The sequence below is a fragment of the Actinomadura sp. 7K534 genome, assembly GCF_004348575.1.
Classification (GTDB): Bacteria; Actinomycetota; Actinomycetes; order Streptosporangiales; family Streptosporangiaceae; genus Spirillospora; species Spirillospora livida.
This window is the reverse complement of the sequence record NZ_SMKB01000047.1, coordinates 13,143-39,162: the sequence shown is the minus strand read 5'-3', so window position 1 is coordinate 39,162 and position 26,020 is coordinate 13,143. Positions and strand designations below refer to the sequence as shown.

The window sequence follows — 26,020 nt, the reverse complement described above, 5'->3', positions numbered from 1 at the left end:
GGCCTGGGCCGGCTTGGGCGCGGGCGGGATCGGCTTCGGACCGGCCGCGGGCTGCGTGCCGGAGGAGGGCCCCTGCGCGGGCTGCGCGGGCGCGGCCTGCGGGGCCGCGGGCTGGGCCGGTGCGGGCGGTGCCTGCGGCGGCTGGGCCTGCGCGGGCTGCTGCTTGCGGGGCGCGCTCTGCCGGACGGCGTCCTCGACCATCTTCTCCAGCGGGCCCGCCTCGTTCTCGGCGGTCAGCAGCCGGTGCAGCGTCTCGCTGATCTCGGTGAGCCGCTGCAGGGCCTGGGTGTGGTTCTTGGTGAGCGACGTCAGGCGCTGCGTCGCGCCCTCGTTGATCACGCTCGCCCGGCGCTCGGACGCGGTGAGGGTGCGCTCGGCCTCCAGCCGCGCGCTGCTCACCGTCTGCTCGGCCTCCTGCTTGGCGCCCGACAGGATGCTCTCGGACTCCTTCTTGGCGGAGGCCAGCACGGACTCGGCCTTGTCCTGCGCCTGCGTGAGGTTCTTCTCGGCGTGCGCGCGGGCGTCGTCGATGATGCGCTTGGACTCCTGCTCGGCGTCCTTGCGGATCTCCGAGCCCTTGGCCTCCGCCTGGGCCACCTTGTCCTGGGCCTCGTCCTCGGCGAGGTTGATGATCTGGCGGAGCCGGTCGCTCAGGTCGTCGCCGGTGGGCTTGCGCGCCTCCCGCAGCTCGGCCATCTCGCGCCGGATGCGCTCGACGTCGTCCTGGGCCCGGGCGAGCCGCGCCTCCAGCTCGCGGTGCTTCTGCTGGGCGCGGGCGATGTAGTCGTCGACCTGGCGGCGGTTGTAGCCGCGCATGACGATCTCGAAGGACTCATCTTGGAGGAGATTCGGCAGGATTTCGGCTTCGTTGCTCATGGTGCCTTGGGGGGTCGTTGGCGGGGCCATCACCCCGTCAGGGTCGGTCGCGATAACATCCTCACCCGCCTGTCGGCGGGTCCGCATGTGGAAACGTACGAACGACTCTCGTCCGGTCCACCCCATTCGCGCAACCGGAACGCGCTTCTCGCTGCCGTTTCTTCACCTGGGTAGGCCCGACAAACTATCCAATCCGCCCAAACTTCGCGCGCCGGGGGTGCCGTCCGGTACCGGACGGCACGCCGCCTAGCATCGGCCGCATGAGCTACGTGGGATCGTTGGGTGAGGAGCGGCCGGAGATCGACCCCGAGGCGTGGGTCGCGCCCGGCGCGGTCGTCGTCGGCAGGGTGACGCTGGGCCGCGCGTCGAGCGTCTGGTACGGCTCGGTGCTGCGCGGCGACGACGCGGAGATCATCGTCGGCGAAGAGTGCAACATCCAGGACCTCGGCTGCATGCACGCCGACCCGGGGATGCCCGCCGTCCTGGAGGACCGGGTCAGCCTCGGCCACAAGGCGATGGTGCACGGCGCCCACGTCGAGACCGGCTCGCTGATCGGGATCGGCGCGATCGTCCTGAACGGCGCCCGGATCGGCTCCGGGACGCTGATCGCGGCGGGCGCGCTCGTGCCGCCCGGCAAGAAGATCCCGTCCGGCGTGCTCGTCGCCGGGACGCCGGGCCGGATCGTCCGGGAGCTGACCGACGACGACCGGCTCGTCCTGCAGCACACCCCGGAGGTGTACGTCGCGAAGGCCCGGCGGCACCGCACCGCCGAGTGGCAGTGACCGCCGAACGCGGGTGACCGCCGGATCCGGTCGGCCGTCCGGTTCGGATTGCTGCCGCGCCGACCTGCGGTCATGCGGCGAATGAGCCGGTGCGGGGCGCCCCGGCGGGCTTCGGCTGACTACGATGACGATCGTGGTGTGGGGACCGGGCTATGGCAGTGCTCCGCCGCCCAGCCCCCAGATGGGGCAGGATCCGTTCGCGGAGGCAGAGCGGGACACGAGGGCGATGGTGGCCGCCGCGTGGTGGCCGTCGGCGCCTCCTCAGCAACGCCATCACGCGATCGGCGGCCGCATGCTCGCCCTGCCCGACGGCACCTGGTGGCTGTTCGGCGCGTGGGCCCGCTGGTACCGGCTGCACCCGTCCGACGGGCAGTGGTACCTGTGCCCGCCGCCGCGCACGCCCGCCGTCCGGATGGCGGCCCGGCCCGCGCAGCAGGCCCCCGGCCAGGTGCCCAACCTGCCGCCGCACGTCGTCCCGGCCGGGCCCGACTTCTCCTACGACCCGCCGGGCGGCCTGACGTTCGTCGGGCACGGCTTCGCGACCGAGGTGTCCTCGCGGGTCCGCTCGACCGTCGAGTCGGCGGCGGCGCTGCCCGCGCCCGAGTACCCGCACTGGTGGCCGGAGTTCGGCAGTGGCACCCCCTCCACCGTGGTCGCCGCCTGGGGCGTGATGCTGTGGTGCGCGTCCGCGCCGGTGTTCGACTCGCGGCTCGACCCGCAGATGCTCGACCTCTGGAAGCCGTACCGGGCCAAGCCCCTCCCGGAGGTGGACGGCCCCCGCTGGCTCACCCCGCCCGCGCTGGAGACGCTGGTCGGCCTCTACGCGGAGCGCCTTCGGGCGAGCCGGGTGGACGCGGCGGTCGTCGTCCTGCGGACGATGTGGGCCGTCGCCAGCGCGCTGCGCGACGACGTCCGGTACCAGGCCCGCGCGGACGCGCTGCTCGCGATCCTCGGCACCACGCTCGCCAATCCGACCGTCGACTACGGCGCGCTGCCCTACGGTGACCAGGCGATCGTCCAGCAGTGGCTGACCCGCTGCCCGCCGAACCTGGTTCCCGCGCTGCGGAACGAGAGCTCGCCGGGGGACAACTTCCGGCACGCCTTCTACACGCTCAGTGAGCTGGTCGCCGACCTCTCCGGCGATCCCGTCGACCCCGCCTACATCGAGCCCCGCCTCGTCGCCGCCGCGCTGCTCGCCGCCGACCTGGACGTCGTCCGCAAGGACATGGTGGGCAACATCGTCCCCTGGCTGGACCCTGAGATCCGCTACACGGTGCAGGCGGTGTCGGAGCAGAAGGGCCATCCGCTCCGCCGGCTGTGGCCGCAGGACATGCGCCTCCCCGAACCGCTGCGCTCGGCGGCCGGCTCCGGCTCGGGCGCGGAGTCGCTGCTGGCGGCGATGTACGAGGTCGACCTGGCCTGGTGCCGGCTCGGCGGGATGCCCGCCCGGCCCCGCGGCTTCCCCGTCCCGACCGCGACCATCGCGGGGATCATCGGCCGCGGCCGGGCCCGTGCGACGGCCGTCACGCCGACCGTGACGCCGCCGCCCAACCCGGCGCCCTCGCCCATGGTCGGCATGCAGAGCCAGCCCGGGGTCGCGCCCGGCGCGTCCCCGCAGCCGCACGGGGCGCCGTCCGAGCCCGACCGCCCGTTCGTCCAGCCGCCCGCGCAGCCCGGCCGGGAGGACGCGCCCGGTGCCGCCGCGCCGCCGTACGAGCCGCCGTCGCCGCCGGGACCGGGGCAGGGGCAGGAGGCCGCGTTCGCCGCGTCCGCGCCGCCTCCGCCCGCCGGGGAGGGCGGCGACGACCAGAACGCCGCGCCGCCTTACACAGAACTGGGTTTCCAGCGTCCGGCCCCCATGCAGAGCCCCGCACCGATGCAGAGCCCTGCCCAGATGCAGAGCCCTGCCCCGCCGCCGGTTCCGGCGCGGGAGCAGCAGCCCGCCTCGTCCCCGCAGCCCGCCGGATACTCCCCTCCGGAGGAGCAGGACCAGGACGAGAACCTCATGCCGCCCTACACGCAACTCGGTTACCAGCCGGCCGGTGCCGCTCCTCCGCAGCAGGCGCCTCCTCCCCGGCAGGCCCCGCCGAGCCCGGTCCCGCCGGTTCCGCAGCCGGAGCCGGAACCGCAGCCGCCGCCCGCCCGGCACCAGGTCCAGCCCGCGGCGCCCACGGCGTTCGACCCGTACTCCACGCGTGTCGAGGACGATGTGCCGCAAGGCCCGCCCGCCTCGCCCGTGCGGCAGCCGCCGCCCGCTCAGGGGCCGCCCGGCACGCGCATCCTGGGCCCCGGCGACCTGGAGGACGACCTCCCGCCGGAGGACACGCCCGTGGATCACCCGGCCCCGCCCGGAGCGCCGCCGCCGGGCACGAAGATCATGTCCAAGACGATGGTCGGCGACTTCGACTTCCTGGACGACACGCCCTCGCCCGAGCAGCCCGTCCACGAGATCCCGCCCCCGAGCGACCGCAGCACGCGCCGCGTTCTGGAGCGGTTCGGGTTCGGGTTCGTCTACGGCGATCACGACGCGGCCCCGCTCCTGGGCGACCTCCGGGCGCAGGCCCAGGAGTGGAACGCGCCCGCGGGCTCGGCCATCGAGGAGACCCGGGTGGACGGCGCGCCCAGCTCCATCGGGTCCGGGCTGCCGGGCGCGCTCCTGGTCGGCGGCCCGCACTCGGGGCAGCGCCGGCTGGCCAGGATGATCGCGCTGACGCTGGCGAACGCGGGCCTCGGCGACGGATCGATCCGCGCGCACGACGCCGAGGACGTCCGGGACGCCCCCGCCGAGCGCATCGGGCAGCTCCTGTCCCAGCCGGGCCCGGTGATCCTGTTCGAGCGGCTGGACGCGGCGATCAACGACGCGCCCGACCCGGCGGCGGTCGTCGGCGCGGTCCGCCGGGCCCGCCGCGACCCGGTGAACACGACCCCGGTGATCGCGACCTGCGAGCCGCACGCCTACCGGCGCCTCCTGCAGGAGCACCCGAAGCTCGTGCAGGCGTTCCGCGTCCACCGGCTGCCCGACTTCAGCGACCTCGACAACCGGATGACGCTGCTGCACCTGCTGGCCGACGAGCGGCGCGTCACCATCGGCGCCGCGGCGCTGGAGGTCGTCCGGGAGGACCTGAACCGGCTCCGCGGGCCGGGCGACCTGGTCAACGCGCGCCTGGTCGAGACGTACCTGGACCAGGCGGCGCAGCGGAACATGGAGCGCGCGGGCGCGTCCCACGACCGGCTCGTGCTGACCCCCGACGACCTCGCGGGCGTCGCCGAGGGCATCGAGCCGGCGCTGCGCCCGCCCGGCGACATCGGCGGCTACCTGCGGCAGCTCGACCAGCTCACCGGGCTGGAGGACGTCAAGGCCGCCGTGCACGAGCTGGCCGAGGAGGCGAGGCTCGCGGCGGACCGGGCCAGGTACGGGGTCGCCGGCGGCGAGACGCGGCACCTGATCTTCGTGGGGCCGTCCGGCACCGGCAAGACGACCGTGGCGGGCCTCGTCGGCGGCGTCTACGCGGCGCTCGGACTGCTCGGCTCCGGCCACGTGGTCGCCTGCCGGCCCGTCCACCTGGCCGGACGGGACCGGATCGACACCGAGCGCCGGGTGGGGAGCATGGTCGAGCAGGCGCTCGGCGGCGTGCTGCTGATCCAGGAGGCGTACCGGCTCGACCGCAGCCCGGCCGTGGTGGACGAGCTGCTCCGCCGCATGAACCCGGGCGGCGGCCAGGGGCAGGGGATGGGCCGCTTCCTGGTGGTCTGCTCCAGCCCGGCGGCGGAGATGGAGGGCTACCTCGCCGGCAATCCCGCCTTCCGCGCCGAGTTCGGCCGGATCCTGGAGTTCACCGGGATGGGCGACCGCGACATGGTCCGGCTCTTCCAGAGCTACGCCGAACGCGACCTCTACATGCTGGACGAGGAGCTGCGCGTCGAACTGCTCAGCCGGTTCGAGCGGCTGCGCGACGACCCGCAGTTCGCCTACGCCCGCACCGTCCGGGCCCTGTTCGAGCAGACGGTGGCGCGGCAGGCCGCCCGGCTCGCGGGCGCCGACGTCAACGCCGCGACGGTGGCCCGGCTGACGGCCCGCGACCTGCCCGAGACGCCCCTGGAGCAGATGCTCGGGGACTTCCGCCCCGGAGGCTGAACCGCCCGTCCGCCCGTTCCGCCCGCGGGGCGGAGGTATCAGACGGACACCGCCCGGGAAGGCTAGGAGGACGGCCGGCGCCGGCCCGGGGCGTTCCCCCGGAGGACCCGTGACCGGCCATCCGGAGGGCTGTGGGGGTCCCCGGATTGACAGGGTCGGGGTGGCCCTCGAATGGCCCGCATGGGTCATGTGCCCAACAGGGCCGGACGCGTAGCCTCGACTTGGGTGTGGGGAACGAACGGAGGTGGACGCGGTGCGCCAGAACCTTGATTTGCGCGTCCACGACCGTGTTGCGCTGGACGAGATCGAACTCTATGCCGAGATGCTCAGCGCGGTGGCGGCGGCGGAACGGCCGCTCACCGTCGCGGAGATCGACATGGTGCTCGGGGTACGGTCCGACGAAGCCGGTCGTCGCGAGCTGACGCCACAGGACTAGGCGGCCCGGGGAGCAATCCCCCGGCCACCGAGCCGTTACGCGCAGTGCACCGGGGACGCCGATACGGCGTCCCCGGTTCGCGTTTTTGGCCCCACCGCGACGGGTGGCCCGGACGGAACGTTGTAATGAATCTCACGCATGAGGCATCTGGCCGGCCGGGCAGCCCCCTCCACGGGCGCCAGATGGCGCGACCCCTTGCAGATAGGGACCTGCACACTGGGTAGGTACCTGGTGATCTACGGCAATCTCGTAGGTGAGAGGATGGTGGGCACCAGCCAAAGCTGGGGCAAAGGTTCTTTTTACGGCTGGTTGCGCCTACGATCCTCTGCGGACTGTTCCGGCACTTCAGGAGAATGACGTGCGCTTGCGTCTCACGCCGCGTGAGGACAGCTTCTACGACATGTTCGCCGATTCGGCGAACAACCTGGTCACCGGCGCCAGGCTGCTCGTAGAGCTCATCAGCGACGGCGCCGACCGGCCGGCCATCGCCGAGAAGATGCGCGCCTGCGAGCATGCGGGCGACGAATGCACCCACGCGATCATGCGTCGGCTCAACGAAAGCTTCATCACCCCCTTCGACCGCGAGGACATCTACCGGCTGGCCTCGACGATCGACGACGTGATGGACGAGATGGAAGAGGCAGCCGACCTCGTCGTCCTCTACAAGATCGACGAGTTCCCCAAGGGCGTCGTCGCGATGGTGGAGGTGCTGGAGCGCGCCGCCGAGCTGACCGCCGAGGCGATGCCGCGGCTGCGCTCGATGAAGGAGCTCAACGAGTACTGGATCGAGATCAACCGGCTCGAGAACCAGGGCGACCAGGTCTACCGCAAGCTGCTCGCGCAGTTGTTCAGCGGCGACTACGACACCCTGACCGTGCTGAAGCTGAAGCAGATCATCGACCGGCTGGAGGACGCCGCCGACGCGTTCGAGCACGTCGCCAACACGGTCGAGACGATCTCGGTCAAGGAATCATGAGCGTCCGGGACGAACCACCCGGATCCCCGCGCCCCGCCGACTCCGCCGAAGGCGGGATGGTCGGGGCGGTCCTCACCAAGGAGGACCCCCCGGGGGCCGATCCGACGCTCGGCGAGCAGGTCCGCCGCGGCCCGGCCAGGTTCTGGCCGTTCCTGCTGGTGGGCATCCTGGCGGTGGTCGTCTCCGGGGCGCTCGGCCTGCGGCAGGACGCGCAGACCGCCGTCCTCATCCTGGTCGTCGTCATCGCCCTGGTCTTCGACTACACCAACGGGTTCCACGACGCCGCCAACGCCATCGCGACATCGGTGTCCACCCGGGCGCTGACACCGCGGGCCGCGCTGCTGATGGCGGCCGTGATGAACCTCATCGGCGCGCTCCTCGGCGTCGAGGTCGCCAAGACCGTCAGCGAGGTCATCACCCCGCCCACCGGACTGCACGGCCTCACGGTGGTCGCCGCCGGCGTGCTCGGCGCGATCACCTGGAACATGATCACGTGGTACTTCGGGCTGCCCTCGTCGTCCTCGCACGCCCTGATCGGCGGCGTGGTCGGGGCGGGCGTCGCGTCGGCGTCCGCGGTGAGCTGGGGCACCGTCGTGGAGAAGGTCGCCATCCCGATGGTGATCTCGCCCATCGCCGGGTTCTGCCTCGCCTACATGGTGATGGTCGCCATCCTGTGGATCTTCCGCCGCGCCAACCCCGGCCGCGTCGGCCGCCGGTTCCGCATCGCGCAGTCGCTGTCGGCCGCGTCGATGGCGCTGGGGCACGGCCTCCAGGACGCGCAGAAGACGATGGGCATCATCGTCCTCGCCCTCGTGACCACCGGCCACGCCACCGGCGAGACCGTCCCCCTGTGGGTCATCCTCGCCTGTGCGACCGCCCTGGCCCTCGGCACCTACGCCGGCGGCTGGCGGATCATGCGGACGCTGGGCCGCAGGGTCATCGAACTCGATCCCCCGAAGGGGTTCGCCGCGGAATCGACGGCCTCCCTGATCCTGTACGCGACCGCGTACATCTGGCACGCTCCAATCTCCACCACGCACACGATCACGTCCTGCATCATGGGCGTCGGCGCCACCAAGCGCCTCTCCGCCGTCCGCTGGGGCGTCGCGGGCAACATCATCACCGCCTGGGTCCTCACCATGCCGATGGCGGCGGCGGTGGCGGCGATCGTGTACTTCGTGGTGCACCTGTTCGGCGCGTGATCTGTGTTTGCCCAGGGGGGCGACCCCCTGGAACCCCCGTTGCGCACGGCGCGCCGTTTCCCGATCCGCTCCGCGTCTCGTGAAACGGCGCGCCGTGCGTCGGGTCGTGCGACCTGCGCTCGCTGCACTCGCTCCGGCCGCACGACCCGTGGGGTCGGCTGGTGTCGTCTCCAAGGGGGTGTTGCCCCTCTGGAGTCCTCTGCGTGGAACGGCCCGCCGTCTGGGGGGACGGCGGGCCGTTCTCTCTGTGCGGTTCTACTGGCCGGAGATTCTGTTCAGGGGTGGTGGGGAGAGGGTGCCCTGGGCCTGGAAGTAGGCCACGAAGGCGTCCAGGTCTATCGGGCCCAGGACCTGGTCGGTGCCCTCGGTGAAGACGGTGAAGCCGTCGCCGCCGCCCAGGAGGAAGTTGTTCGCCGCGACCTTGTAGGTGGCGGCCGGGTCGATCGGGGTTCCCCCGATGGTGATGGCGGAGACGCGGTCGCCGACCGGGTTCGCGCGGGTGATGGTGAAGTTCAGGTTGGCCGAGGGCTGGAGGATCTTCTCGCCCGCGTCCGTCCACTGCTGCTCGAGGAGCGCGTCGAGCTGCGCGCCGGTGAGCGAGACGACGCCCATCACGTTGCTGAACGGCTGTACGGCGAACGCCTCGCCGTAGGTGACGACTCCGTCGCCTTCCGCGCCGCTCGCCGCATAGGTGAGGTCGGTGCGGACGCCTCCCGGGTTCATCAGGGCGACCTGCGCGCCGAGGTCCTGCATCGAGGCGAGCTGGGCGTCGGCGATGAGGTCGCCGAGCGCGGTCTCGCCCGAGGGGGACGGCGTGCGGGTGATGTCGGCGGTGATGTTGCCGATGGGCCGGTCCGCGATGTCGGCGACGCGGTCCTTCCAGGTCTGGACGAACCGCTCGGTCTTCGGGTCCGGCGGCACGTCGCGGGTCACGACGTGGTTGTCGCCGCGCAGCGAGGACCGGACGATGTCACCGGTGCGCCGGTTCACCTCGAGGTTCACCTCGGTGATCACCCGGCCGAAGGACGAGCCGGACGAGAACAGCCGCGGCTGGCCCTTCGGGTCCCGGACCGAGCAGACGTACTGCTGGTGGGTGTGCCCGGACAGCACCACGTCGATCTCCGGGTCGGCCTCCTCGGCGATGCGCGACCCCGCGCCGGGGACGACGCCGCACGCGTCGGGCCGCTGGCCCGCGTTCACCTGGTCGCCCTCGTGGACGAGCAGGACCATCGCGCGGACGTTGCGGCGCTTCAGCTCGCGGGCGGCGCGGTTCGCGGCCTCGACCTCGTCCTGGAACTCCAGGCCCTTGATGCCCTCCGCGGTGACGATGCTCGGCGTGGTCTTGGTGACGACGCCGATGAAGCCGACGCGGACGCCGTTGACGTTGCGGATCGTCCACGGCTTCAGGAGGGGGCGCTTCCAGTGGCCCTGCTTCTTCAGCACGTTGGCGGAGAGGTAGTCGAACTTCGCGCCGCGCCACTTGCCCTCGGGGGAGCAGCCGTCCTCGGGGTGGCAACCGCCGTGCTGGATGCGCAGCAGCTCCCGGTAGCCCTCGTCGAACTCGTGGTTCCCGACCGCGGACGCGGTGACGCCGATGTCGCCGAGGAACTGCACCGAGGGCTCGTCGTGGTACGCGGCGGAGATCAGCGGCGTGGCCCCGATGAGGTCGCCCTGGGCGACGGTGAGGGTGTTGCGGTCCCGAAGCCGCTTCATGTGGGCGGCGACGTAGGCGGCGCCGCCGGCGTCCACGGTCTCGCCGTTCTCGTTGATGGCGCGCCCCGAGCTGCCGGAGGGCGGTTCGAGGTTGCCGTGGAAGTCGTTCAGGGCCAGTAGTTTCACAGACGCTGTAGGTGCGGGCCGTGCGGCGGCGGGTTGCGCGGTCAGCGCGATGACCGTCAGCCCGGCCGCGGCGCACGCCAGGATGGTGCGTCGTCGAGTCATGCAGCGGACGGTAAGCGCGTCCGGCATACGGTTCCCGGCGGCCCGGTGACGTTTCTGTGACAACTTGATCAGGCTCGCGGTTAGGGTGTTGATCGTGAGTGAGCTGCGAGCACGCGGGACGCTTGGGGACGCTGAGATCGCCGAGGCGCTGGAGCTGGCCGGGGCGGCGGCGGAGGCCGACGGCGCCGGGCCGCTGTCGGAGCACTCGCTGCTCGCGCTGCGCGGCGGCCGCACCGGGATGGCGATCTCCGACGGTGGGATCGTCGCGTACGCGCATCTCGACCCGGCGGCCGGCGGGGAGCCCGCGGCCGGGGAGCTGGTCGTCCATCCGGAGCACCGGCGCCGCGGCCACGGCCGGGCGCTGCTGCGGGCGCTGCGCGCCGAGGCGGGCGGACCCCTCCGCGTCTGGGCGCACGGCGACCTGCCCGCCGCCGCCGCACTCGCCGCCGCCGAGGGCATGACCCGCGTCCGGGTGCTCCTCCAGCTGCGCCGCCCGGCGGCCGATCCGCTGCCGGAGCCCCGGGTCGCCCCGGGGGTCACCATTCGCACGTTCGAGCCGGGCGCGGACGAGCGGGCGTGGCTCGACGTCAACTCCCGCGCCTTCGCCGACCACCCCGAACAGGGCGCGTGGACGATCGAGGACGTCCACGAGCGCGAGGGGGAGAGCTGGTTCGACCCCGCGGGCTTCTTCCTCGCCGAGCGGGACGGCCGCCTCGCCGGCTTCCACTGGACCAAGACCCACCCGGGCGGCATCGGCGAGGTCTACGTCGTCGGCGTCGACCCCGACGCGCAGGGCCTCGGGCTGGGGCGCACCCTCACGCTGGTGGGGCTGCATCATCTGCGCGACTCCGGTCTCGACCAGATCATGCTCTACGTGGACGAGTCCAACACCGCGGCCGTCCGGCTCTACGAGTCGCTGGGCTTCACCCGCTACGCCGTGGACGTCATGTACAGCACGGCGTCCTGACCGAGCGCTCGTTGCCTCGCAGTCAGGTCTCCGTTTCCGCATGACCCCGATTCGACCTGGACTTTAACGGTCTGAGCTGCGCCGTTAACCCGGCGTACACGGCAAATCGGGGCATTCTTCGCGGGTCTGGTCATCCTCGTTCATCCTCCGTTCACCTGGATCAGGGCGGCTGGTCACTTCGCCTGCTTAGCGTCAAAACCGACGGCGAACCCCGGCGCTGGCGAGCGGGCCAGAACCGGGCCGGGGGACCCGCTGACGAACTAAGAGGAGACCCTCCGGTGAAGAACCGTTCCCGACTTGCCGCTCTGGGCGGCGTGGTCGTCGCGGGGGCGCTGGCCCTCACCGCCTGCGGAAGCGACGCCAACACCACGACGAGCCCGGGGAGTGCCCCCTCCGGCACCATCGACTGCGCGAAGGGCAGCATCAACGCGGCCGGATCGAGCGCGCAGAAGAACGCCATCGAGGAGTGGACCAAGCTCTACGCGGCCGAATGCGTCGGTGCCAACCTCAACTACAACCCGAGCGGCTCGGGGGCGGGCATCCAGGCGTTCACCAGCGGCCAGGTCGCCTTCGCCGGCTCGGACTCGGCGCTCGACGAGGAGGAAGCGGGCGCGGCGCGGCAGCGCTGCCAGGGCAGCCCCGCGCTGAACCTGCCGATGGTCGTCGGTCCCGTCGCCGTGGTCTACAACGTGCCGGGCGTGGACGGGCTGAAGCTGTCGCCCGAGACGATCGCGAAGATCTTCTCCGGCAAGGTCAAGACCTGGAACGATCCCGCGATCGCCGGGGAGAACGAGGGCGCGCAGCTCCCCTCGTCGGAGATCAAGCCGGTCTACCGGTCGGACGAGTCGGGCACCACCGACAACTTCACCGAGTACCTGAACAAGACCGTCCCGGACGTCTGGACGTGGGAGTCCGCCAAGAAGTGGCCGAACTCCACCGGCCAGGGCGCCGCGAAGTCCGACGGCGTCACCAGCCAGGTGAAGAGCACCGAGGGCGCCATCTCCTACGTGGAGATGTCGTACGCGACGAACAACAAGCTGCAGACCGCGCACGTGAAGAACGGCGCCGGCGAGTTCACCGAGCTGTCGCCGGACAGCGCGTCCAAGGCCGTCGCCGGGGCGAAGGTCACCGGCACCGGCAACGACGTCGCGCTGGAGATCGACTACACGACCAAGGAGCCGGGCGCCTACCCGATCGTCCTGGTCACGTACGAGATCGCGTGTGAGAAGGGACTGCCGGCCGAGCAGGCCGAGTTCGTGAAGTCCTTCCTGGCCTACACCTCCAGCGCGGACGGCCAGAAGATCCTCACCGAGCACGGCTACGCGCCCATCCCGGAGAGCGTGCTGACGAAGGTCCAGGCGTCCGTGAAGGCCCTGTCCTGACACCGGACGACACCACCCGCAGCCCCGCCGCCGGCGGCCCCAGGAAGGGGTCCCGCGGCGGGGCCGCCCCGGGTTCCGCGGACGTGATCGAAGGAGGCACCCCCATGACCACCGAGACCGGCGTCGAGGCCCGCGCCGGAAGCCGCGCCGGAACCGCCGGCACCGCAATGAGCACCGGCCGCGCCGGCGACCGGATCTTCGCGGGCGCGGCCCGCGGCTCGGGGATCACCGTGCTGGCGATCGTCGCCGCGATCGCGGCGTTCCTCGTCTGGAAGGCGGTCCCCGCGCTCCAGGAGAACGAGGCGGGCTTCCTCACCACCGAGGAGTGGAACCCGAACGCGCAGCCGCCGCGGTTCGGCATCGCGCAGCTGGCGTTCGGGACGGCGATGTCCTCGCTGCTGGCGATGCTCATGGCGACGCCCGTCGCGATCGGCATCGCGCTGTTCATCTCGTTCTACTCGCCGCGGCGCCTGGCGTCCGGGCTCGGCTACGTCGTCGACCTGCTCGCGGCCGTCCCCAGCATCGTGTACGGGCTGTGGGGGCTGATCTTCCTGGCCCAGCACATGGACAAGGTCAGCGGGTTCCTCAACGCCGCGTTCGGCTGGTTCCCGCTGTTCGGCGGCGACAGCCCCGGCAAGAACTCGATCTTCACGGCCTCGGTGGTGCTGGCCATCATGATCCTGCCGATCATCTCGTCCATCTCGCGCGAGGTGTTCCTGCAGGTCCCGCGGCCCAACATCGAGGCCGCGCTGGCGCTCGGCGCCACCCGCTGGGAGATGATCCGGCTGTCGGTGCTGCCGTACGGCCGGTCCGGCATGATCGGCGCCTCGATGCTCGGCCTCGGCCGCGCGATGGGCGAGACGATCGCGGTCGCGATGGTGCTGACGTTCGTGCCCGGCATCAACTGGCACATCCTGGAGAACGGCGGCTCGACCTTCGCGGCGAACATCGCCAACAGCTTCGCCGAGGCCACCGAGACCGGCCGCGGCGCCCTCATCGCCTCGGGCCTCGTCCTCTTCGTCATCACCCTGCTGGTCAACATGGCGGCCCGCGCCGTCGTCGCACGGCGGAAGGAGTTCGTGTGACCACCCTCTCCACCACCGGCCCGCCCACCGGCGGGGGCGCGAGCCTGACCTCGGTCTCGCTCGGCCGGAAGGTCAAGGACCGGAGCGTCCAGGGCCTGGTCTACCTGGCGTTCGCGCTGGCGGTCGTCCCGCTGGTGGCGGTGCTGTGGACGGTCGTCGTCAACGGCCTCGAACGCCTCGACCCCACGTTCTTCCAGTTCTCGATGAACGCGGTCAGCGGCAGCGACCCGGGCGGCGGCGCCTACCACGCCATCGTCGGCACCCTGCAGCAGGTCGCGATCTGCAGCGCGATCGCCGTCCCGCTGTCCATCCTGACCGCCATCTACCTGGTGGAGTACGCCGGGAACGGGCGGCTCGGCAAGATCATCAGCTTCACCGTGGACGTCATGATGGGCATCCCGTCGATCGTGGCGGGCCTGTTCGTCCTCGCGCTGTGGCTGCTGACGCTCGGGTTCGACTACTCCGGGCTCGCCGGGGCGCTGTCCCTGACGATCCTGATGATCCCGACCGTGACGCGCGCCGCCGAGGAGATGCTCAAGCTCGTCCCCAACGACCTGCGCGAGGCGTCCTACGCGCTCGGCGTGCCGCGCTGGCGGACGGTCTGCTTCGTCGTCCTGCCGACCGCGCTCACCGGGATGGTGACCGGCGTGATGCTGGCCGTCGCCCGCGTGATGGGGGAGACCGCGCCGCTGCTGCTGACGATCTTCTTCACCAAGGCGATCAACAACGACCCGTTCAACGGCCCGCAGGCGTCGCTGCCCACGTTCATCTGGGAGCAGGCCGCCGACCCCAACCAGAACTCGATCGACCGCGCCTGGACCGGCGCGCTCGTCCTGATCGGGATCATCATGCTGCTCAACCTGGTCGCCCGGCTGGTCGCCCGGCGCACCGCGGCCAAGAGCCGCTGACCGGCCGCCGACCTGAAGAGAGAGGACCACCGACCCCATGGCCAAGCGGATCGACATCTCCGGACTGCACGCCTTCTACGGCGCGGTCCACGCCATCGAGGACATCTCGATGACGATCGAGCCGCGCTCGGTGACGGCGTTCATCGGGCCGTCCGGCTGCGGCAAGTCCACCTTCCTGCGCACGCTCAACCGGATGCACGAGGTCATCCCCGGCGCCCGCGTCGAGGGCAAGGTCATGCTGGACGACGAGGACCTCTACGACGCGGCCGTCGACCCGGTCGCCGTCCGCCGCCTCGTCGGCATGGTGTTCCAGCGCCCCAACCCCTTCCCCACGATGTCCATCTACGACAACGTGGCCGCGGGCCTGAAGCTGAACGGGGTGCGCCGCAAGAGCCAGCTGGACGACATCGTCGAGGAGTCGCTCAAGGGCGCCAACCTGTGGAACGAGGTCAAGGACCGCCTGGGCAAGCCCGGCGCCGGTCTGTCCGGAGGCCAGCAGCAGCGCCTCTGCATCGCCCGCGCCATCGCCGTCCAGCCCCAGGTCCTCCTGATGGACGAGCCGTGCTCCGCGCTCGACCCCATCTCCACCCTCGCCATCGAGGACCTCATCGACAAGCTGAAGGCGCAGTACACGATCGTCATCGTCACGCACAACATGCAGCAGGCCGCCCGGGTCAGCGACCGCACCGCCTTCTTCAACATCGCCGGAACCGGCAAGCCGGGCAAGCTCATCGAGATCGACGACACCAGCAAGATCTTCACGAACCCGGACCAGAAGGCGACCGAGGACTACATCACCGGCCGCTTCGGATAAGGCCCGACGGTCAGGTGCGTACGGGGGTCTTCTCTTCGGTGTCGCCGCCGGGGCGGTGGTCGGGGACGAAGCGGTAGCCGACGTTTCGGACCGTTCCGATGAGGGACTCGTACTCGGCGCCGAGCTTGGCGCGCAGCCGCCGGACGTGCACGTCCACGGTGCGGGTGCCGCCGAAGTAGTCGTAGCCCCAGACCTCCTGGAGGAGCTGGGCGCGGGTGAAGACGCGGCCGGGGTGCTGGGCGAGGTACTTCAGCAGCTCGAACTCTTTGAAGGTCAGGTCGAGGATCCGGCCGCGGAGGCGGGCGGTGTAGGTGGCCTCGTCGATCGTGAGGTCGCCGCTGCGGATCTCGCCCGGGACCTCCTCGGCCTCGCCGGCGGCGGCGCGGCCCACGGCGAGCCGCAGCCGGGCCTCGACCTCGGCGGGGCCGGCGGACTGGAGCAGCACGTCGTCCAGGCCCCATTCCGGGCTGAGGGCGGCGAGACCCCCCTCGGTGACGATGGCGAGGAGCGGGCAGTCGAGCCCGGTGGTCCGCAGCAGCCGGCACAGGCTCTTGGCCTGGACCAGGTCGCGGCGCGCGTCCACCAGGACGATGTCCGCGGGTGGAGCGTCGATCAGGGCGGACGCCTCGGCGGGCGCCACGCGCACGGAGTGCAGAAGAAGCCCGAGCGCGGGCAGGACCTCGTCAGAGGGTTCCAGCGCGTTGGTCAGCAAGAGCAAGCCGCTCAAATGCCGCCTCCCGTCCACAAACACGTAGGATCCAGGCGGCTCACCCTCAAGCCCCGGCACGGCCGACGGCTCAAGGACGAGGCGGCCATGGGAGGTATTCGAATGAACTCCATGGCCTCGTTGCCCGGATCCCTTCCCCCGAGCATAACGGAGTGTGCCCGGTAGCCAAGGGGGTGGCCGGGTCGGGACGGCAACCCACCGGAAATGAGAGATTGGGGACATGGCCAAGGGGACGATGCGGTACTGGGCGGCCGCGAAGGCCGCCGCGGGCACGCACGAGGAGCCGTACGACGCCGGCACGCTGGCCGCCGCGCTCACCGCCGCGACCTCGCGGGGCGGGCGCGGGGACGAGTTCCGGAGGGTCGTCGCGCGCAGTTCGTTCCTCATCGACGGGGACCCGGTCGGGAGCCGGCCGCACGAGTCGGTGGAGCTGCCCGAGGGCGGCGTTGTGGAGGTTCTGCCGCCTTTTGCCGGTGGTTGATATCACAATGGGATGATCTTCCGAACTTTCAGGTCATCCGCCGGTGTGACGCGCTGTGCGGTATCCGCGCATATGGTGTGGCGACCGTATGTCGCCGGTTGAAGGAGATACATGCGGAAAGTACTCGTGGTGCTGCTGCTCCTGGCGGTCGTGGGAGTCGTGGCCGCGGACAGGATCGGCGTGCGGATCGCGGAGGACCGGATCGCCCAGGAGGTCGCGGCGCAGACCGACCTGACGCGGCAGCCGGACGTCACGATCCACGGCATCCCCTTCCTCACCCAGGTCGTCGGCGGCGAGTACGACCACATCGAGATCGCCATCGGCGACTGGACGGAGCAGGGCGTGACCGTCACCGACGTCAGGGTCGACATGCGGGGCGTGGCCGCGCCGCTGTCGGAGGTCGCCGGCGGCAATACCGCGAACGTCACCGCGCGGACGGCGACCGTGTCCGCCGTCGTCCCGTACTCGCTGATCCAGAAGAACGCGCCGCGCGAGGTCAAGCGGCTCTCCCCGCAGGGCGACAACCTCGCGGTCGACCTCGAGGGCAGCCTGCTCGGCTTCCGGCTGGCCGGCAGCGGCGTCGTCGAGCTCAAGCCGACCGCCCGCGGCATCGCGGTCAGCCCGGTCTCGGTCAAGTCGGACGGCGGGCCGCAGATCCCGCTCGCGGCGCTGAAGCGCCAGCTCACCTGGACCGTGCAGGTCCCCGCGCTGCCCCTCGGCGCCAAGATCAGCGAGGTCCGGGCGACGGAGGGCGGGGTCCGCGTCGGCGCCACGGCCCAGAACGTCAAGCTGAACGACCTCCAGCAGGTGCAGAAATGATCCGGGGCGTCTGAACCGGTCTGGCCGGGCGTACGTGTCAGTGGTGTGGGTCCCACCGCGGATGAGGGGTTGCTGCGCGCCCTGTACAGCGAGCACGGAGGTCCGCTCTTCGGGTACGTCCTCCGGCTGACCGGTGGGGACAGAACGCAGGCCGAGGACGTCGTGCAGGAGACGCTGCTGCGCGCCTGGAAACACCCCGAGGCGCTAGCGGGGCGTCCCGTCCGGCCGTGGCTGTTCACGGTCGCGCGGAACCTCGTGGTGGACGCGCATCGCGCCAAGCGCGCGCGGCCCCCGGAGACGTGGATCGACGAGCAGCTCGTGATGACCGCGTCCGGCTCCGACGACATCGACCGGGCGCTGGAGTCCTGGACGGTCGCCGAGGCGCTGGCCGGGCTGAGCCCGCCGCACCGGGCGGTCCTGGTGGAGACCTACTACCGGGGCCGGTCCGTCGCCGAGACCGCGAAGACGCTGGGCATCCCGCCCGGCACGGTGAAGTCCCGCACCTATTACGCACTGCGGGCGCTCAAACTCGCATTGGAGGAGCGGGGGATGGCGCCGTGAACGGCTGCTCGGAAGTCCGCAACGCGCTCGGGTCGTACGTGCTCGGCGCGCTCGACTCGGGCGAGCGGTCCCAGGTGGAGGGCCACCTGGCGGACTGCCCCGCCTGCCGCGACGAGCTCGCCGGGCTGGCCGGCCTCCCCGCGATGCTCGGGCGGGTCGAGGAGTCGCAGCTCGACCAGCTCGCAGGGCCGCCGCCCGAACTGCTGGACGGCCTGCTGACCCGCGCGGCCGAACGGCGGCGCCGGCCCTGGCCGCGGGGCCGGCGCGCCGCCCGCTGGGCCCCGCTCGCCGCCGCGGCGTGCCTGCTGCTGGCCGTCGGCGCCCTGTTCGGCGGCTTCCTGCTGCCGTTCGGCGCGGAGGAGACCGCGGCGCCGCCCGCCTCGTCCGCGCCGCCGTCCCCGGCGCCGTCCGCTTCCAGCGGCGACGTCGAGCGGATCGCCGCCGAGAACCCCGCGACCGACATCAAGGGGTACGTGCTGCTGCGGAGGAAGCAGTGGGGCACCGAGGTCGAGCTGCACCTGGCGGGCGTCCCGAAGGGGTCGCACTGCCGGATGCTCGTGATCGCGCGGGACGGCCGGCGGGACGCGCTCGGCAGCTGGTACGTCCCGTACGACGAGGGCTACGGCGAGTACCGCGGCTCCACGATGTTCCCGCGGGGGCAGCTGTTCTCGTTCGAGATCGTCGGCCTGGACGGGCAGCCGCTCCTCACGATCCCCACCTGACACCGCCACCTGATGACGCGGCGATCGGAGCCCGCGGAAGAACCGGGCGTCCGAAACGGTTGTCGCTGACGATGACGGGTCTATGGGCAGCGGCGACGGTGCTGGTCGCCACCACGGTGTTCGGGCTGCTGTGGCGGCGCCGTTCCGGCGTGCTGCGCCCGCGCCGGGGAAGCGGAGACGAGGTGGACGACATCATCCGGCCGGACGACATGGGAGCCGAGCTCGGCGAGAAGGCGACCCTGCTGCAGTTCTCCAGCGCCTTCTGCGCCCCATGCCGGGCCACCCGCCGCGTCCTGGGAGAGGTCGCCGGGATGGTGGACGGAGTCGCCCACGTGGAACTCGACGCCGAGTCGCACCTGGACCTCGTCCGCCGCCTCAACGTCGTCCGGACCCCGACGGTCTTCGTCCTGGACGACACGGGCCGCATCATCCGCCGCGCCACCGGCGCCCCCCGCAAGCCCGACGTCATCGCGGTCCTGGGCACGGCCGTGCGGCGACTGGACTGAGGAGCGGCGGGAGTGAGGGACGAACGACCAGAGCGACGAGGGAAGTCGCCGCACGAGGCGGCCGTGTCCGCCGAGCGTAGCGAGGCCAGCAAGCAGGGGGAGGTCATCCCTTGAGCGCCGCTCGGATGAACTGCGGTTAGACGAACATCACTGTCTCGGAGCGCGAGACGGAGGTGACAGTACGTGGATTGTCGGATTACTATCTCGGGTGTGCGTGACTTGACAGAGCAGATGCTCACGAAGCGCCGCGCGGTCGACTTCTGCCGCCTGGCCGCTTCGCTCTGTCGTACGGCCTGAGGCATTCGAGCCCATCCGCCGCCCCCGAGCCCTTCCACTTCCAGCTCGTACGCACGCTTCCACTCCGCCAGGAGCACCCCGATGCAGGTTGACCCGCGTGGGCCCCGCTTCGGCGCGGCCGTCACGACGATCGTCCTGGTCGTGGTGCTGGCGACCGGAAGCTGGGCGCTGCTCGCCGCGCAGGCCGTCGTGTTCGCCGTCGCGACCCTCTTCGGTCTCCGGTACGCCCCGTACGGACTGGCGTTCAAGGCGCTGATACGGCCCCGGCTCGCCCCGCCCAGGGAACTGGAGGACGCCGCCGCACCCCGCTTCGCGCAGGGGGTAGGAATGGTGTTCGCCCTGGTGGGAACGGTCGGATACGTGACGGGCGCCACTTGGCTCGGCATCGGTGCCACCGCCCTCGCGCTGGCGGCGGCGTTCCTGAACGCGGCGTTCGGGTTCTGCCTCGGCTGCGAGATCCACCCGCTACTGCGACGTATCACTGCGAAATTTCGTTCCGAAAGGGAGGTTCCTGCATGAGCCGCTCAGACGTCCTGGTGGACACCGACTGGGTTGAGTCCAACCTGGACGCACCCGGTCTGGTTCTCGTCGAGGTCGACGAGGACGTTTCCGCCTACGACAAGGGCCACATCCGTGGCGCCGTGAAGATCGACTGGAAGACCGAACTGCAGGACCCGGTCCGCCGCGACTTCATCGACAAGACCGGGTTCGAGCAGCTGCTGTCCGCCAAGGGCATCGCCAACGACGACACGGTGATCCTGTACGGCGGCAACAACAACTGGTTCGCCGCCTACGCGTACTGGTACTTCAAGCTGTACGGCCACGACAGGGTGAAGCTGCTCGACGGCGGCCGCAAGAAGTGGGAGCTGGAGTCCCGCGAGCTGGTCACCGACGTCCCGTCGCGTCCCACGACCGACTACAAGGCCAAGGACCAGGACCTGTCGATCCGCGCCTACCGCGACGAGGTCGTGGACGCGATCGGCAAGAAGAACCTGATCGACGTCCGGTCCCCGGACGAGTTCAGCGGCAAGCTGCTCGCCCCGGCGCACCTGCCGCAGGAGCAGTCGCAGCGGGCCGGGCACGTCCCGACCGCGCGCAGCATCCCGTGGTCGAAGGCGGCCAACGACGACGGCACGTTCAAGTCCGACGAGGAGCTCCGGAAGCTCTACACCGAGGCCGGCGTGGACCTGGGCAAGGACACCATCGCCTACTGCCGCATCGGCGAGCGCTCCTCGCACACCTGGTTCGCGCTGCGTGAGCTGCTCGGGCTGGAGAACGTGAAGAACTACGACGGTTCCTGGACCGAGTACGGCTCGCTCATCGGCGTCCCGATCGAGCTCGGCGCCCCCAAGTAACCACCGGCCGAGCAACCACCGGCCGAGCAACCACCGGCCCCGCCACCCCGGCGGCAGAGATCTTCCGTGCCCACGGAGATGGAGGAGCAATGACCCAGGGCTGCGCAGCGCCCGAGCAGACGGCGCATCTTCCGGCGACCGTCGACCTCACCAACGAGGCCGTCATCCAGGGCACCGTCACCCGTGACGGCGCCCCGGTGTGCAGTGCCTACGCCCGCCTGCTCGACTCGACCGGCGAGTTCACCGCCGAGGTGGTCACCGGCGACGAAGGCGTGTTCCGGTTCTTCGCCGCAGACGGCGACTGGACCGTGCGCGTCCTGGCGGCCGGCGGCGTGAGCGTCGACAACACCGTCACGGCCCGGACCGGCGAGGTCGCCGGCCTGGAGGTCGCGATCTGACCCGGCCTCCGGGCCGCTTCCGGACCCCGCCGTCCGCAGCACGCGGACGGCGGGGTCCGTCGTTTCCGCGACACAGGGGGAAAGCACCTCCAGGTGCGGCGGGTCGGTACGATCAGCGCGATGTTAGGACTGTCCCGGCGGTCGCCGCTGCTGCTCCCATGGGCCACGCTGAAGCTCGCGGGCCGCTTCGTCGTCCCGCTCGCCCTGTGGTTCACGGTCGGCGAGCTGCTCCGCTACGGCGTGATGTACGGCGGGTACCGGCTCGGCTCGATGAAGGGCACGGCCGCGACGATCGCGCCGATCGCCACCATCGGCCTGCTGGTGGTGATCACGCTGGCGGTCACGGTGCTGATGGTGCACAGCGTCCGCGAGGGCCTGGACGTCGTGCACGCCCGCGAGTCCGACGGCGAGCTGACGCCGTGGGCGGTCGGCAACGAGGAGTCGGTCGTCGGCGCGATGGGCCGCGCCGCCCTCCCGTTCGTGATCTTCTACCTTGCGTGGGGCCGCCAGTCCGAGGACGCCCGGGAGTTCGCCGGGCAGGCCGCGAGCCGCGGCCTCAGCGAGGGCGGTCTCCAGGGGCAGCTCGAAGCCATGGAGATGCTGCTGTCGCTGGAGAAGCACGTCGGCCTCGCGATCGGACTCACCGCCGGGCTCTTCGTGCTGAAGGTGGCGGCGGAGTGGCGGCTGGAGGAGCGGCTCCCGCGCTCCGTCGGCGCCCTCGTCGCCTTCCTGGAGGTCCAGTTCGCGCTGTTCGGCATCTTCACCGTCGACCACCTGCGCCGCACGGTGACCGAATGGATCACCGCGCGGCAGGCGTGGGCGTGGGTCACGGACGCCGCGGGTCCCGCCCTCGGCCTGTGGCCGCCGTTCAAGGACGCGGTGCTCGGCGCGCTGATCCTGCTGGTGATCGCGGGCGTGATCCTCGGCCTGGACGCCGGGGACGAGCGGGTCGTGCTCGGTCGCAGCCGCGCGGCGCGGCGGCTGGCGCGGGCCGGCGGGATCGAGCGGGTGAACAGCGTCCGGGAGATCCTCACCCGCGGCTTCCGGGAGATGTGGCTGCCCGCCTGGTTCGGGCTGCGGCTCGTCCGCCGGTCCGGGATGATGCCGTTCGCCACGTTCTGCGTGCTGTTCGCCGGCCTGGACGTGGGCGAGGAGGCCACCCGCCGCATCGCCTACGAGGTCATCGGCCCGCAGGAGGTGACGTGGTGGATCCAGGTGCTGCCGTTCGTCGGATTCGCGGCGGGGCTGGTCTTCGAGGTCCTGCGGGTCTGCCTGCTGGCGGCGGCGTTCAACCTCGTGATGGCGAGGGTCACCGCTCGAAACGCAGCGAAAGCAGTGGGTCCCCCGCCTTCCGCGACGCCTTCGGCGCCTGTATCTCCAGCTTCAGCGCGTCCGCCTTCGCGCGGGGCACCGTCCCCTTGACGGTGATCAGGGACGAGACGCCCTGCTGCGGCCGCCGGGCGCCGACGACCGTGCCGTCGGCGGACCAGTGGCGGCCCTCGCCGTCGACGAACCGGTAGCCGAGGCCGTACCCCCCGACCAGCTTCGCGGCCGCGGCGTCGTCCGGGCGGACGCCGATCGTGAACCGCAGCTCCGTCACGTCGCCCTGCTGCGCACCGCTCGCCAGCGGCTGAGCCGTCTCGCGCTTCAGCGCCATCCACCGCGCGCCGAGGAACTCGCCGACCGTCTCGGGCTGCACGCTGACGACCTTCTCCGGCGGCTTCAGGTTCTTCTCGACGTTGTTCTTCTCGTCCACCCATTGCACGGCGAGGAGCCCGGAGACGGCGCAGAGCAGCGCGACCGCCTGGATGACCCGCCTCTCCAGGGGACGCAGCCGGGGCTCCCGCGCCGCACTGGACTCAGGCCGGATCGGAGGGAACAGGTCGGGCGAAGTGTCCGCAACAGTCATGGGGTGCCCGCCTTGAGGTCGTATCCCTGGGCGGCGCCCTGGACCAGCTCGTTCGCCCGTTCACGGGTGATTCCGAGGTCGATGTCCGCCTCCGCGGACAGCTGCGGCAGCAGCCCGCCCGGCCCGACGACGAGGTGCGCCCCCTCCAGTCGCTGCTTCGGCAGTTCGAACACGTACGCCGCGGACGTCCAGATCAAGGGCTGGAACGTCGGCCGGGCCCCGGCGGACGTGGCGCCCGGCCGGGGACCTTCCCGATAGACGTAGCCGCCGGGGGTCTCCAGCTGCGCCGTCCTCAGCTCCAGCGGCTCGCGATGGCTCGTCGCCTTGAACCGGACGACGAGGTAGATCCCCTCGGTTCCGACCGGGGGCGGGTCGCCGAGCGAGAGGCTCGGTGCGAGCGACCGCGCCGCCTCCACCTTCTCCACCCGCACGCTGAAGTCGCGGTTGCGGACCTCTTCGCCGACCTCGCCGCCGTCCCGGATCGGGTCCAGCTCCGTGGCCCTGAGCTCCGGTATGAGCGAGTGCAGCCACATCGCTCCGGCGAGCAGGACCGCCCCGCCGAGCCCGGCACCGCCTTTCAGGAGCACCTGCCGCACGTTCATGAGCCGCTCACGGTCGGTCTCGGGGAGGGCGGCGTCCCCTGCGGAGGCCGGGGCGCCACGCTCATCGGCGCCACCGCCAGGGTGAGGCGCCCGACGAGGGCATCGCCCTCACGCTGGACGATCCAGTTGAATTCCTCGTCGGTGAAGCCGTGCTCGTACTTCCATGCCCGCAGGCCCACGGTGAGCTTCTCGGGGGAGTCCGCCGGGCCCATCTTCCACATGGCGGACGCCTCGACCGGCAGCCCCGGCTGCACGACGTCCGTATCGGCGCCCGCGGCGACGCCCTCGACCCGTTCGGGCTGGACCCATTTACCGGTCCTCGTCAGCGCGACCACGCCATCGCCCAGGCCGCCGATGCCGAGCGGTTCGGTCTCCTTGCCCTTGTTCTCCACGCTCATCCGAACGATGAGGAAGCGTTCCTGCGCGCCCCCGAAGCCCTCCTGGGCCAGCCCGATCCGCGCGTCCCGGACGGTCACCGTGAACAGGCCGAGGTTCAGCGCGGTACCGGGCTTCTTCACCGGCTGCGCCGGCCTCTCCTTGAGCCCGCCCGCCACCCACAGCACCGGGACGAGGACGGCCAGCACCCCGAGCGCACACGCGGGCACCAGCCAGCGCCGCGCCGACCCGCGCCGTCCCCGTTCCCCGCCGATCCCTCCGGGCGGAGGAACCGGTTCATTCGAGTGCACCCGCCAGATGGTAAACCCTGCCGGCCCTCCCGCGGCGGAGAGCCGCGGCGACGGGGACGGCTCCCTCCGCTCGGCGCGGATCGTCTACAGTCGTTGGGTCCGCAAACGGCAGGAGAGACGAGGCATGCGCGGAGGGCGACTCGCAGCGGGGACCGGCGGCCTGGCCCTGACGTCCGTTCTGGTGTTCGCTCCGGCGGCGGCGGCCGCCCCGGTGGCCCCGGCGGACCGCCCGCTGGCGGCGCCGACCCCCAGCAAGAAGCCGGAACGGCGGACACCGCCGCCACCGCCCAAGCCGGAGTGCAACAAACCGGCCGGGCAGCCCGCGTCGGCCATCACCGTGGAGCCGTGGGCGCAGCGGCGGCTGGACTTCGAGCAGGCGTGGCCGATCACCCGGGGCAAGGGCGTGACCGTGGCGGTCGTCGACAGCGGCATCGACACCGGCCACCCGCAGCTCCGGAACAAGGTCGCGGCGAGCTTCGACGCGACGAAGACCACGGCCGACGACTGCATCGGGCACGGCACGCAGGTCGCCGGGATCATCGCGGCGAGCGACATGCGCGCCGAGGACATTCCGTTCGTAGGGGTCGCACCGCAGGTCAGGCTGTTGAACGCCAAGTGGTCCAGCGGGCAGAGCACGAACGACAACACGATGCTGCCCAAGGCCATCGCCTGGGCCGCCGACCAGGGCGCCAAGGTGATCAACGTGTCGGCGGACGCCCCGGACACACCGGCGCTCCGCCTCGCGGTCCGGAAGGCGCAGCGGAAGGACGCCCTGATCGTCGCGTCGGCCGGCAACGTCGCCCAGGACCAGCGCGGCAAGGAGAGCGCGTCCTACCCGGCGAGCTACAAGGGCGTGCTGTCCGTCGCCGCGGTGGACGAGGCCGGGACCATCGCGAACTTCTCCAACCTCAAGACCCGGGTCGACGTGTCGGCTCCCGGGCAGAACGTCATCTCGACCCTCGGCGACGGGTACGTGGGCGGCCTGCAGGGCACGAGCTTCGGCGCCCCCTACGCGTCCGGGGTGGCCGCGCTGGTCCGCGCCCGGCATCCCGAGCTGACCTACCAGCAGGTCATCGACCGGATCCTGATCACCGCCGAGGGCGGTAACGGGCAGGGCAGCGGGCACGGCATGATCAGCCCGCTGCAGGCGGTGTCCGCGCTGGTAGATCCGGCCGCCAAGCCCGGCGCGGCCGGCACCCGGCCGATGGGCGGGGCCGTCCCCATCGCGAAGCCGGAGCCCGTCGACCACCGCACCCGCGGCATGGGTCTCGCCATCGCGGGCGGCGCCCTCGGGGCCGCCGTCCTCGTCGCGTTCGGCGGCGCCGTCATCCCCCTCGGCCGCAGCCGCGGCTGGCGGCCGGGACGCGCGACCGTCCCCGCCGAGGACCGGGACTGACGGGCCGGGACTGACGGGCCGGGAGGCGGAGCGCCCGCGCGGGCGCTCCGCCGCCCG

General features: G+C 71.7%; 26 protein-coding genes. 20 read left to right on the top strand and 6 right to left on the bottom strand.

The annotated features are described in order from the left end of the window. On the bottom strand, window positions 1–876 hold an 876-nt coding region (locus E1266_RS12670), incomplete at its 3' end, for a DivIVA domain-containing protein (protein ID WP_132046539.1). A gap of 260 nt (window positions 877–1,136) precedes the next feature. Between E1266_RS12670 and E1266_RS12665 the strand changes: the two genes are divergently transcribed. The 5 genes from E1266_RS12665 (at window position 1,137) to E1266_RS12645 (ending at window position 8,407) form a co-directional block, all read left to right on the top strand. Continuing rightward, entirely contained in the window at window positions 1,137–1,658 is a 522-nt protein-coding gene (locus tag E1266_RS12665; protein WP_132046538.1) for a gamma carbonic anhydrase family protein, read from the top strand. A gap of 124 nt (window positions 1,659–1,782) precedes the next feature. After that, entirely contained in the window at window positions 1,783–5,793 is a 4,011-nt protein-coding gene (locus tag E1266_RS12660; protein ID WP_132046537.1) for a hypothetical protein, read from the top strand. 244 nt (window positions 5,794–6,037) lie between these two features. Next, the gene (locus tag E1266_RS12655) at window positions 6,038–6,229 is read left to right on the top strand and encodes a hypothetical protein (protein WP_021597037.1); all 192 of its coding nucleotides are present in this window, start codon (window positions 6,038–6,040) and stop codon (window positions 6,227–6,229) included. 358 nt (window positions 6,230–6,587) lie between these two features. Beyond that, on the top strand, window positions 6,588–7,205 hold the full coding sequence (locus tag E1266_RS12650) for a DUF47 family protein (RefSeq protein WP_132046536.1): 618 nt from the start codon (window positions 6,588–6,590) through the stop codon (window positions 7,203–7,205). Continuing rightward, window positions 7,202–8,407, top strand: a complete 1,206-nt coding sequence (locus E1266_RS12645; RefSeq protein WP_243718386.1) for an inorganic phosphate transporter — start codon at window positions 7,202–7,204, stop codon at window positions 8,405–8,407. Before E1266_RS12650 ends, E1266_RS12645 begins: the two co-directional genes overlap by 4 nt. Before the next feature lie 255 nt (window positions 8,408–8,662). Here the strand turns inward: E1266_RS12645 and E1266_RS12640 are convergent, their stop codons facing one another. Continuing rightward, a complete protein-coding gene (locus E1266_RS12640) occupies window positions 8,663–10,348 on the bottom strand; it encodes a bifunctional metallophosphatase/5'-nucleotidase (RefSeq protein WP_132046535.1) in 1,686 nt (561 codons plus the stop codon). A 103-nt stretch (window positions 10,349–10,451) separates the two neighbouring features. Between E1266_RS12640 and mshD the strand changes: the two genes are divergently transcribed. The 5 genes from mshD to pstB all read left to right on the top strand — a co-directional run bounded on the left by mshD (window position 10,452) and on the right by pstB (window position 15,504). After that, window positions 10,452–11,315, top strand: a complete 864-nt coding sequence (gene mshD, locus E1266_RS12635) for a mycothiol synthase (RefSeq protein ID WP_243718387.1) — start codon at window positions 10,452–10,454, stop codon at window positions 11,313–11,315. Between the two features lie 278 nt (window positions 11,316–11,593). Beyond that, entirely contained in the window at window positions 11,594–12,697 is a 1,104-nt protein-coding gene (gene pstS / locus E1266_RS12630; RefSeq protein WP_132046533.1) for a phosphate ABC transporter substrate-binding protein PstS, read from the top strand. A gap of 104 nt (window positions 12,698–12,801) precedes the next feature. Beyond that, window positions 12,802–13,782 carry a phosphate ABC transporter permease subunit PstC gene (gene pstC, locus E1266_RS12625; RefSeq protein ID WP_132046532.1) on the top strand — a complete coding sequence of 327 codons (981 nt, stop codon included), beginning with the start codon at window positions 12,802–12,804 and terminating at the stop codon, window positions 13,780–13,782. Then, window positions 13,779–14,690 carry a phosphate ABC transporter permease PstA gene (pstA, locus tag E1266_RS12620; RefSeq protein ID WP_132046531.1) on the top strand — a complete coding sequence of 304 codons (912 nt, stop codon included), beginning with the start codon at window positions 13,779–13,781 and terminating at the stop codon, window positions 14,688–14,690. Before pstC ends, pstA begins: the two co-directional genes overlap by 4 nt. Before the next feature lie 37 nt (window positions 14,691–14,727). Beyond that, window positions 14,728–15,504: a phosphate ABC transporter ATP-binding protein PstB gene (gene pstB / locus E1266_RS12615; RefSeq protein ID WP_132046530.1), complete on the top strand. Its 777-nt coding sequence runs from the start codon at window positions 14,728–14,730 to the stop codon at window positions 15,502–15,504. 10 nt (window positions 15,505–15,514) lie between these two features. On the opposite strand, the gene E1266_RS12610 is transcribed toward pstB, so the two are convergent. After that, window positions 15,515–16,231 (bottom strand): response regulator transcription factor, encoded by a 717-nt coding sequence (locus tag E1266_RS12610; RefSeq protein ID WP_132046529.1) that lies wholly within the window; start codon window positions 16,229–16,231, stop codon window positions 15,515–15,517. A gap of 220 nt (window positions 16,232–16,451) precedes the next feature. Here E1266_RS12610 and E1266_RS12605 point away from each other — a divergent pair, with 220 nt between their 5' ends. The 9 genes from E1266_RS12605 (at window position 16,452) to E1266_RS12565 (ending at window position 22,792) form a co-directional block, all read left to right on the top strand. After that, entirely contained in the window at window positions 16,452–16,712 is a 261-nt protein-coding gene (locus tag E1266_RS12605; protein ID WP_132046528.1) for a MoaD/ThiS family protein, read from the top strand. Between the two features lie 111 nt (window positions 16,713–16,823). After that, window positions 16,824–17,531, top strand: coding sequence for a DUF2993 domain-containing protein (locus tag E1266_RS12600; protein ID WP_132046527.1), 708 nt, complete (start codon window positions 16,824–16,826; stop codon window positions 17,529–17,531). 45 nt (window positions 17,532–17,576) lie between these two features. Then, the gene (locus E1266_RS12595; protein WP_132046526.1) at window positions 17,577–18,092 is read left to right on the top strand and encodes a sigma-70 family RNA polymerase sigma factor; all 516 of its coding nucleotides are present in this window, start codon (window positions 17,577–17,579) and stop codon (window positions 18,090–18,092) included. Further along, complete coding sequence (locus tag E1266_RS12590; protein WP_165966060.1) at window positions 18,089–18,814, top strand: zf-HC2 domain-containing protein; 726 nt, start codon at window positions 18,089–18,091, stop codon at window positions 18,812–18,814. The genes E1266_RS12595 and E1266_RS12590 overlap by 4 nt, the downstream gene beginning before the upstream one ends. Before the next feature lie 71 nt (window positions 18,815–18,885). Then, window positions 18,886–19,320 carry a thioredoxin family protein gene (locus E1266_RS12585; protein WP_132046524.1) on the top strand — a complete coding sequence of 145 codons (435 nt, stop codon included), beginning with the start codon at window positions 18,886–18,888 and terminating at the stop codon, window positions 19,318–19,320. 378 nt (window positions 19,321–19,698) lie between these two features. Next, window positions 19,699–20,136, top strand: a complete 438-nt coding sequence (locus E1266_RS12580) for a DUF4395 domain-containing protein (protein WP_132046523.1) — start codon at window positions 19,699–19,701, stop codon at window positions 20,134–20,136. Continuing rightward, entirely contained in the window at window positions 20,133–20,972 is an 840-nt protein-coding gene (locus E1266_RS12575) for a sulfurtransferase (protein ID WP_132046522.1), read from the top strand. The genes E1266_RS12580 and E1266_RS12575 overlap by 4 nt, the downstream gene beginning before the upstream one ends. 89 nt (window positions 20,973–21,061) lie before the next feature. Continuing rightward, window positions 21,062–21,370 carry a DUF1416 domain-containing protein gene (locus E1266_RS12570; protein WP_132046521.1) on the top strand — a complete coding sequence of 103 codons (309 nt, stop codon included), beginning with the start codon at window positions 21,062–21,064 and terminating at the stop codon, window positions 21,368–21,370. 120 nt (window positions 21,371–21,490) lie between these two features. Further along, on the top strand, window positions 21,491–22,792 hold the full coding sequence (locus E1266_RS12565; protein WP_132046520.1) for a hypothetical protein: 1,302 nt from the start codon (window positions 21,491–21,493) through the stop codon (window positions 22,790–22,792). Here E1266_RS12565 and E1266_RS12560 read toward each other — a convergent pair. From E1266_RS12560 to E1266_RS37935, 3 genes are read right to left on the bottom strand one after another with little or no spacing between them, the layout of a single operon-like run. Beyond that, window positions 22,680–23,279 carry a hypothetical protein gene (locus E1266_RS12560; RefSeq protein ID WP_132046519.1) on the bottom strand — a complete coding sequence of 200 codons (600 nt, stop codon included), beginning with the start codon at window positions 23,277–23,279 and terminating at the stop codon, window positions 22,680–22,682. The two genes, E1266_RS12565 and E1266_RS12560, sit on opposite strands and share 113 nt — an antisense overlap. Further along, complete coding sequence (locus E1266_RS37940; RefSeq protein WP_165966059.1) at window positions 23,276–23,881, bottom strand: hypothetical protein; 606 nt, start codon at window positions 23,879–23,881, stop codon at window positions 23,276–23,278. The genes E1266_RS12560 and E1266_RS37940 overlap by 4 nt, the downstream gene beginning before the upstream one ends. Next, the gene (locus tag E1266_RS37935; RefSeq protein ID WP_165966058.1) at window positions 23,878–24,567 is read right to left on the bottom strand and encodes a DUF4352 domain-containing protein; all 690 of its coding nucleotides are present in this window, start codon (window positions 24,565–24,567) and stop codon (window positions 23,878–23,880) included. The genes E1266_RS37940 and E1266_RS37935 overlap by 4 nt, the downstream gene beginning before the upstream one ends. 124 nt (window positions 24,568–24,691) lie before the next feature. On the opposite strand from E1266_RS37935, the gene E1266_RS37930 reads away from it, so the two are divergent. Continuing rightward, window positions 24,692–25,963 carry a S8 family serine peptidase gene (locus E1266_RS37930; protein ID WP_165966057.1) on the top strand — a complete coding sequence of 424 codons (1,272 nt, stop codon included), beginning with the start codon at window positions 24,692–24,694 and terminating at the stop codon, window positions 25,961–25,963. Window positions 25,964–26,020 lie beyond the last annotated feature (57 nt).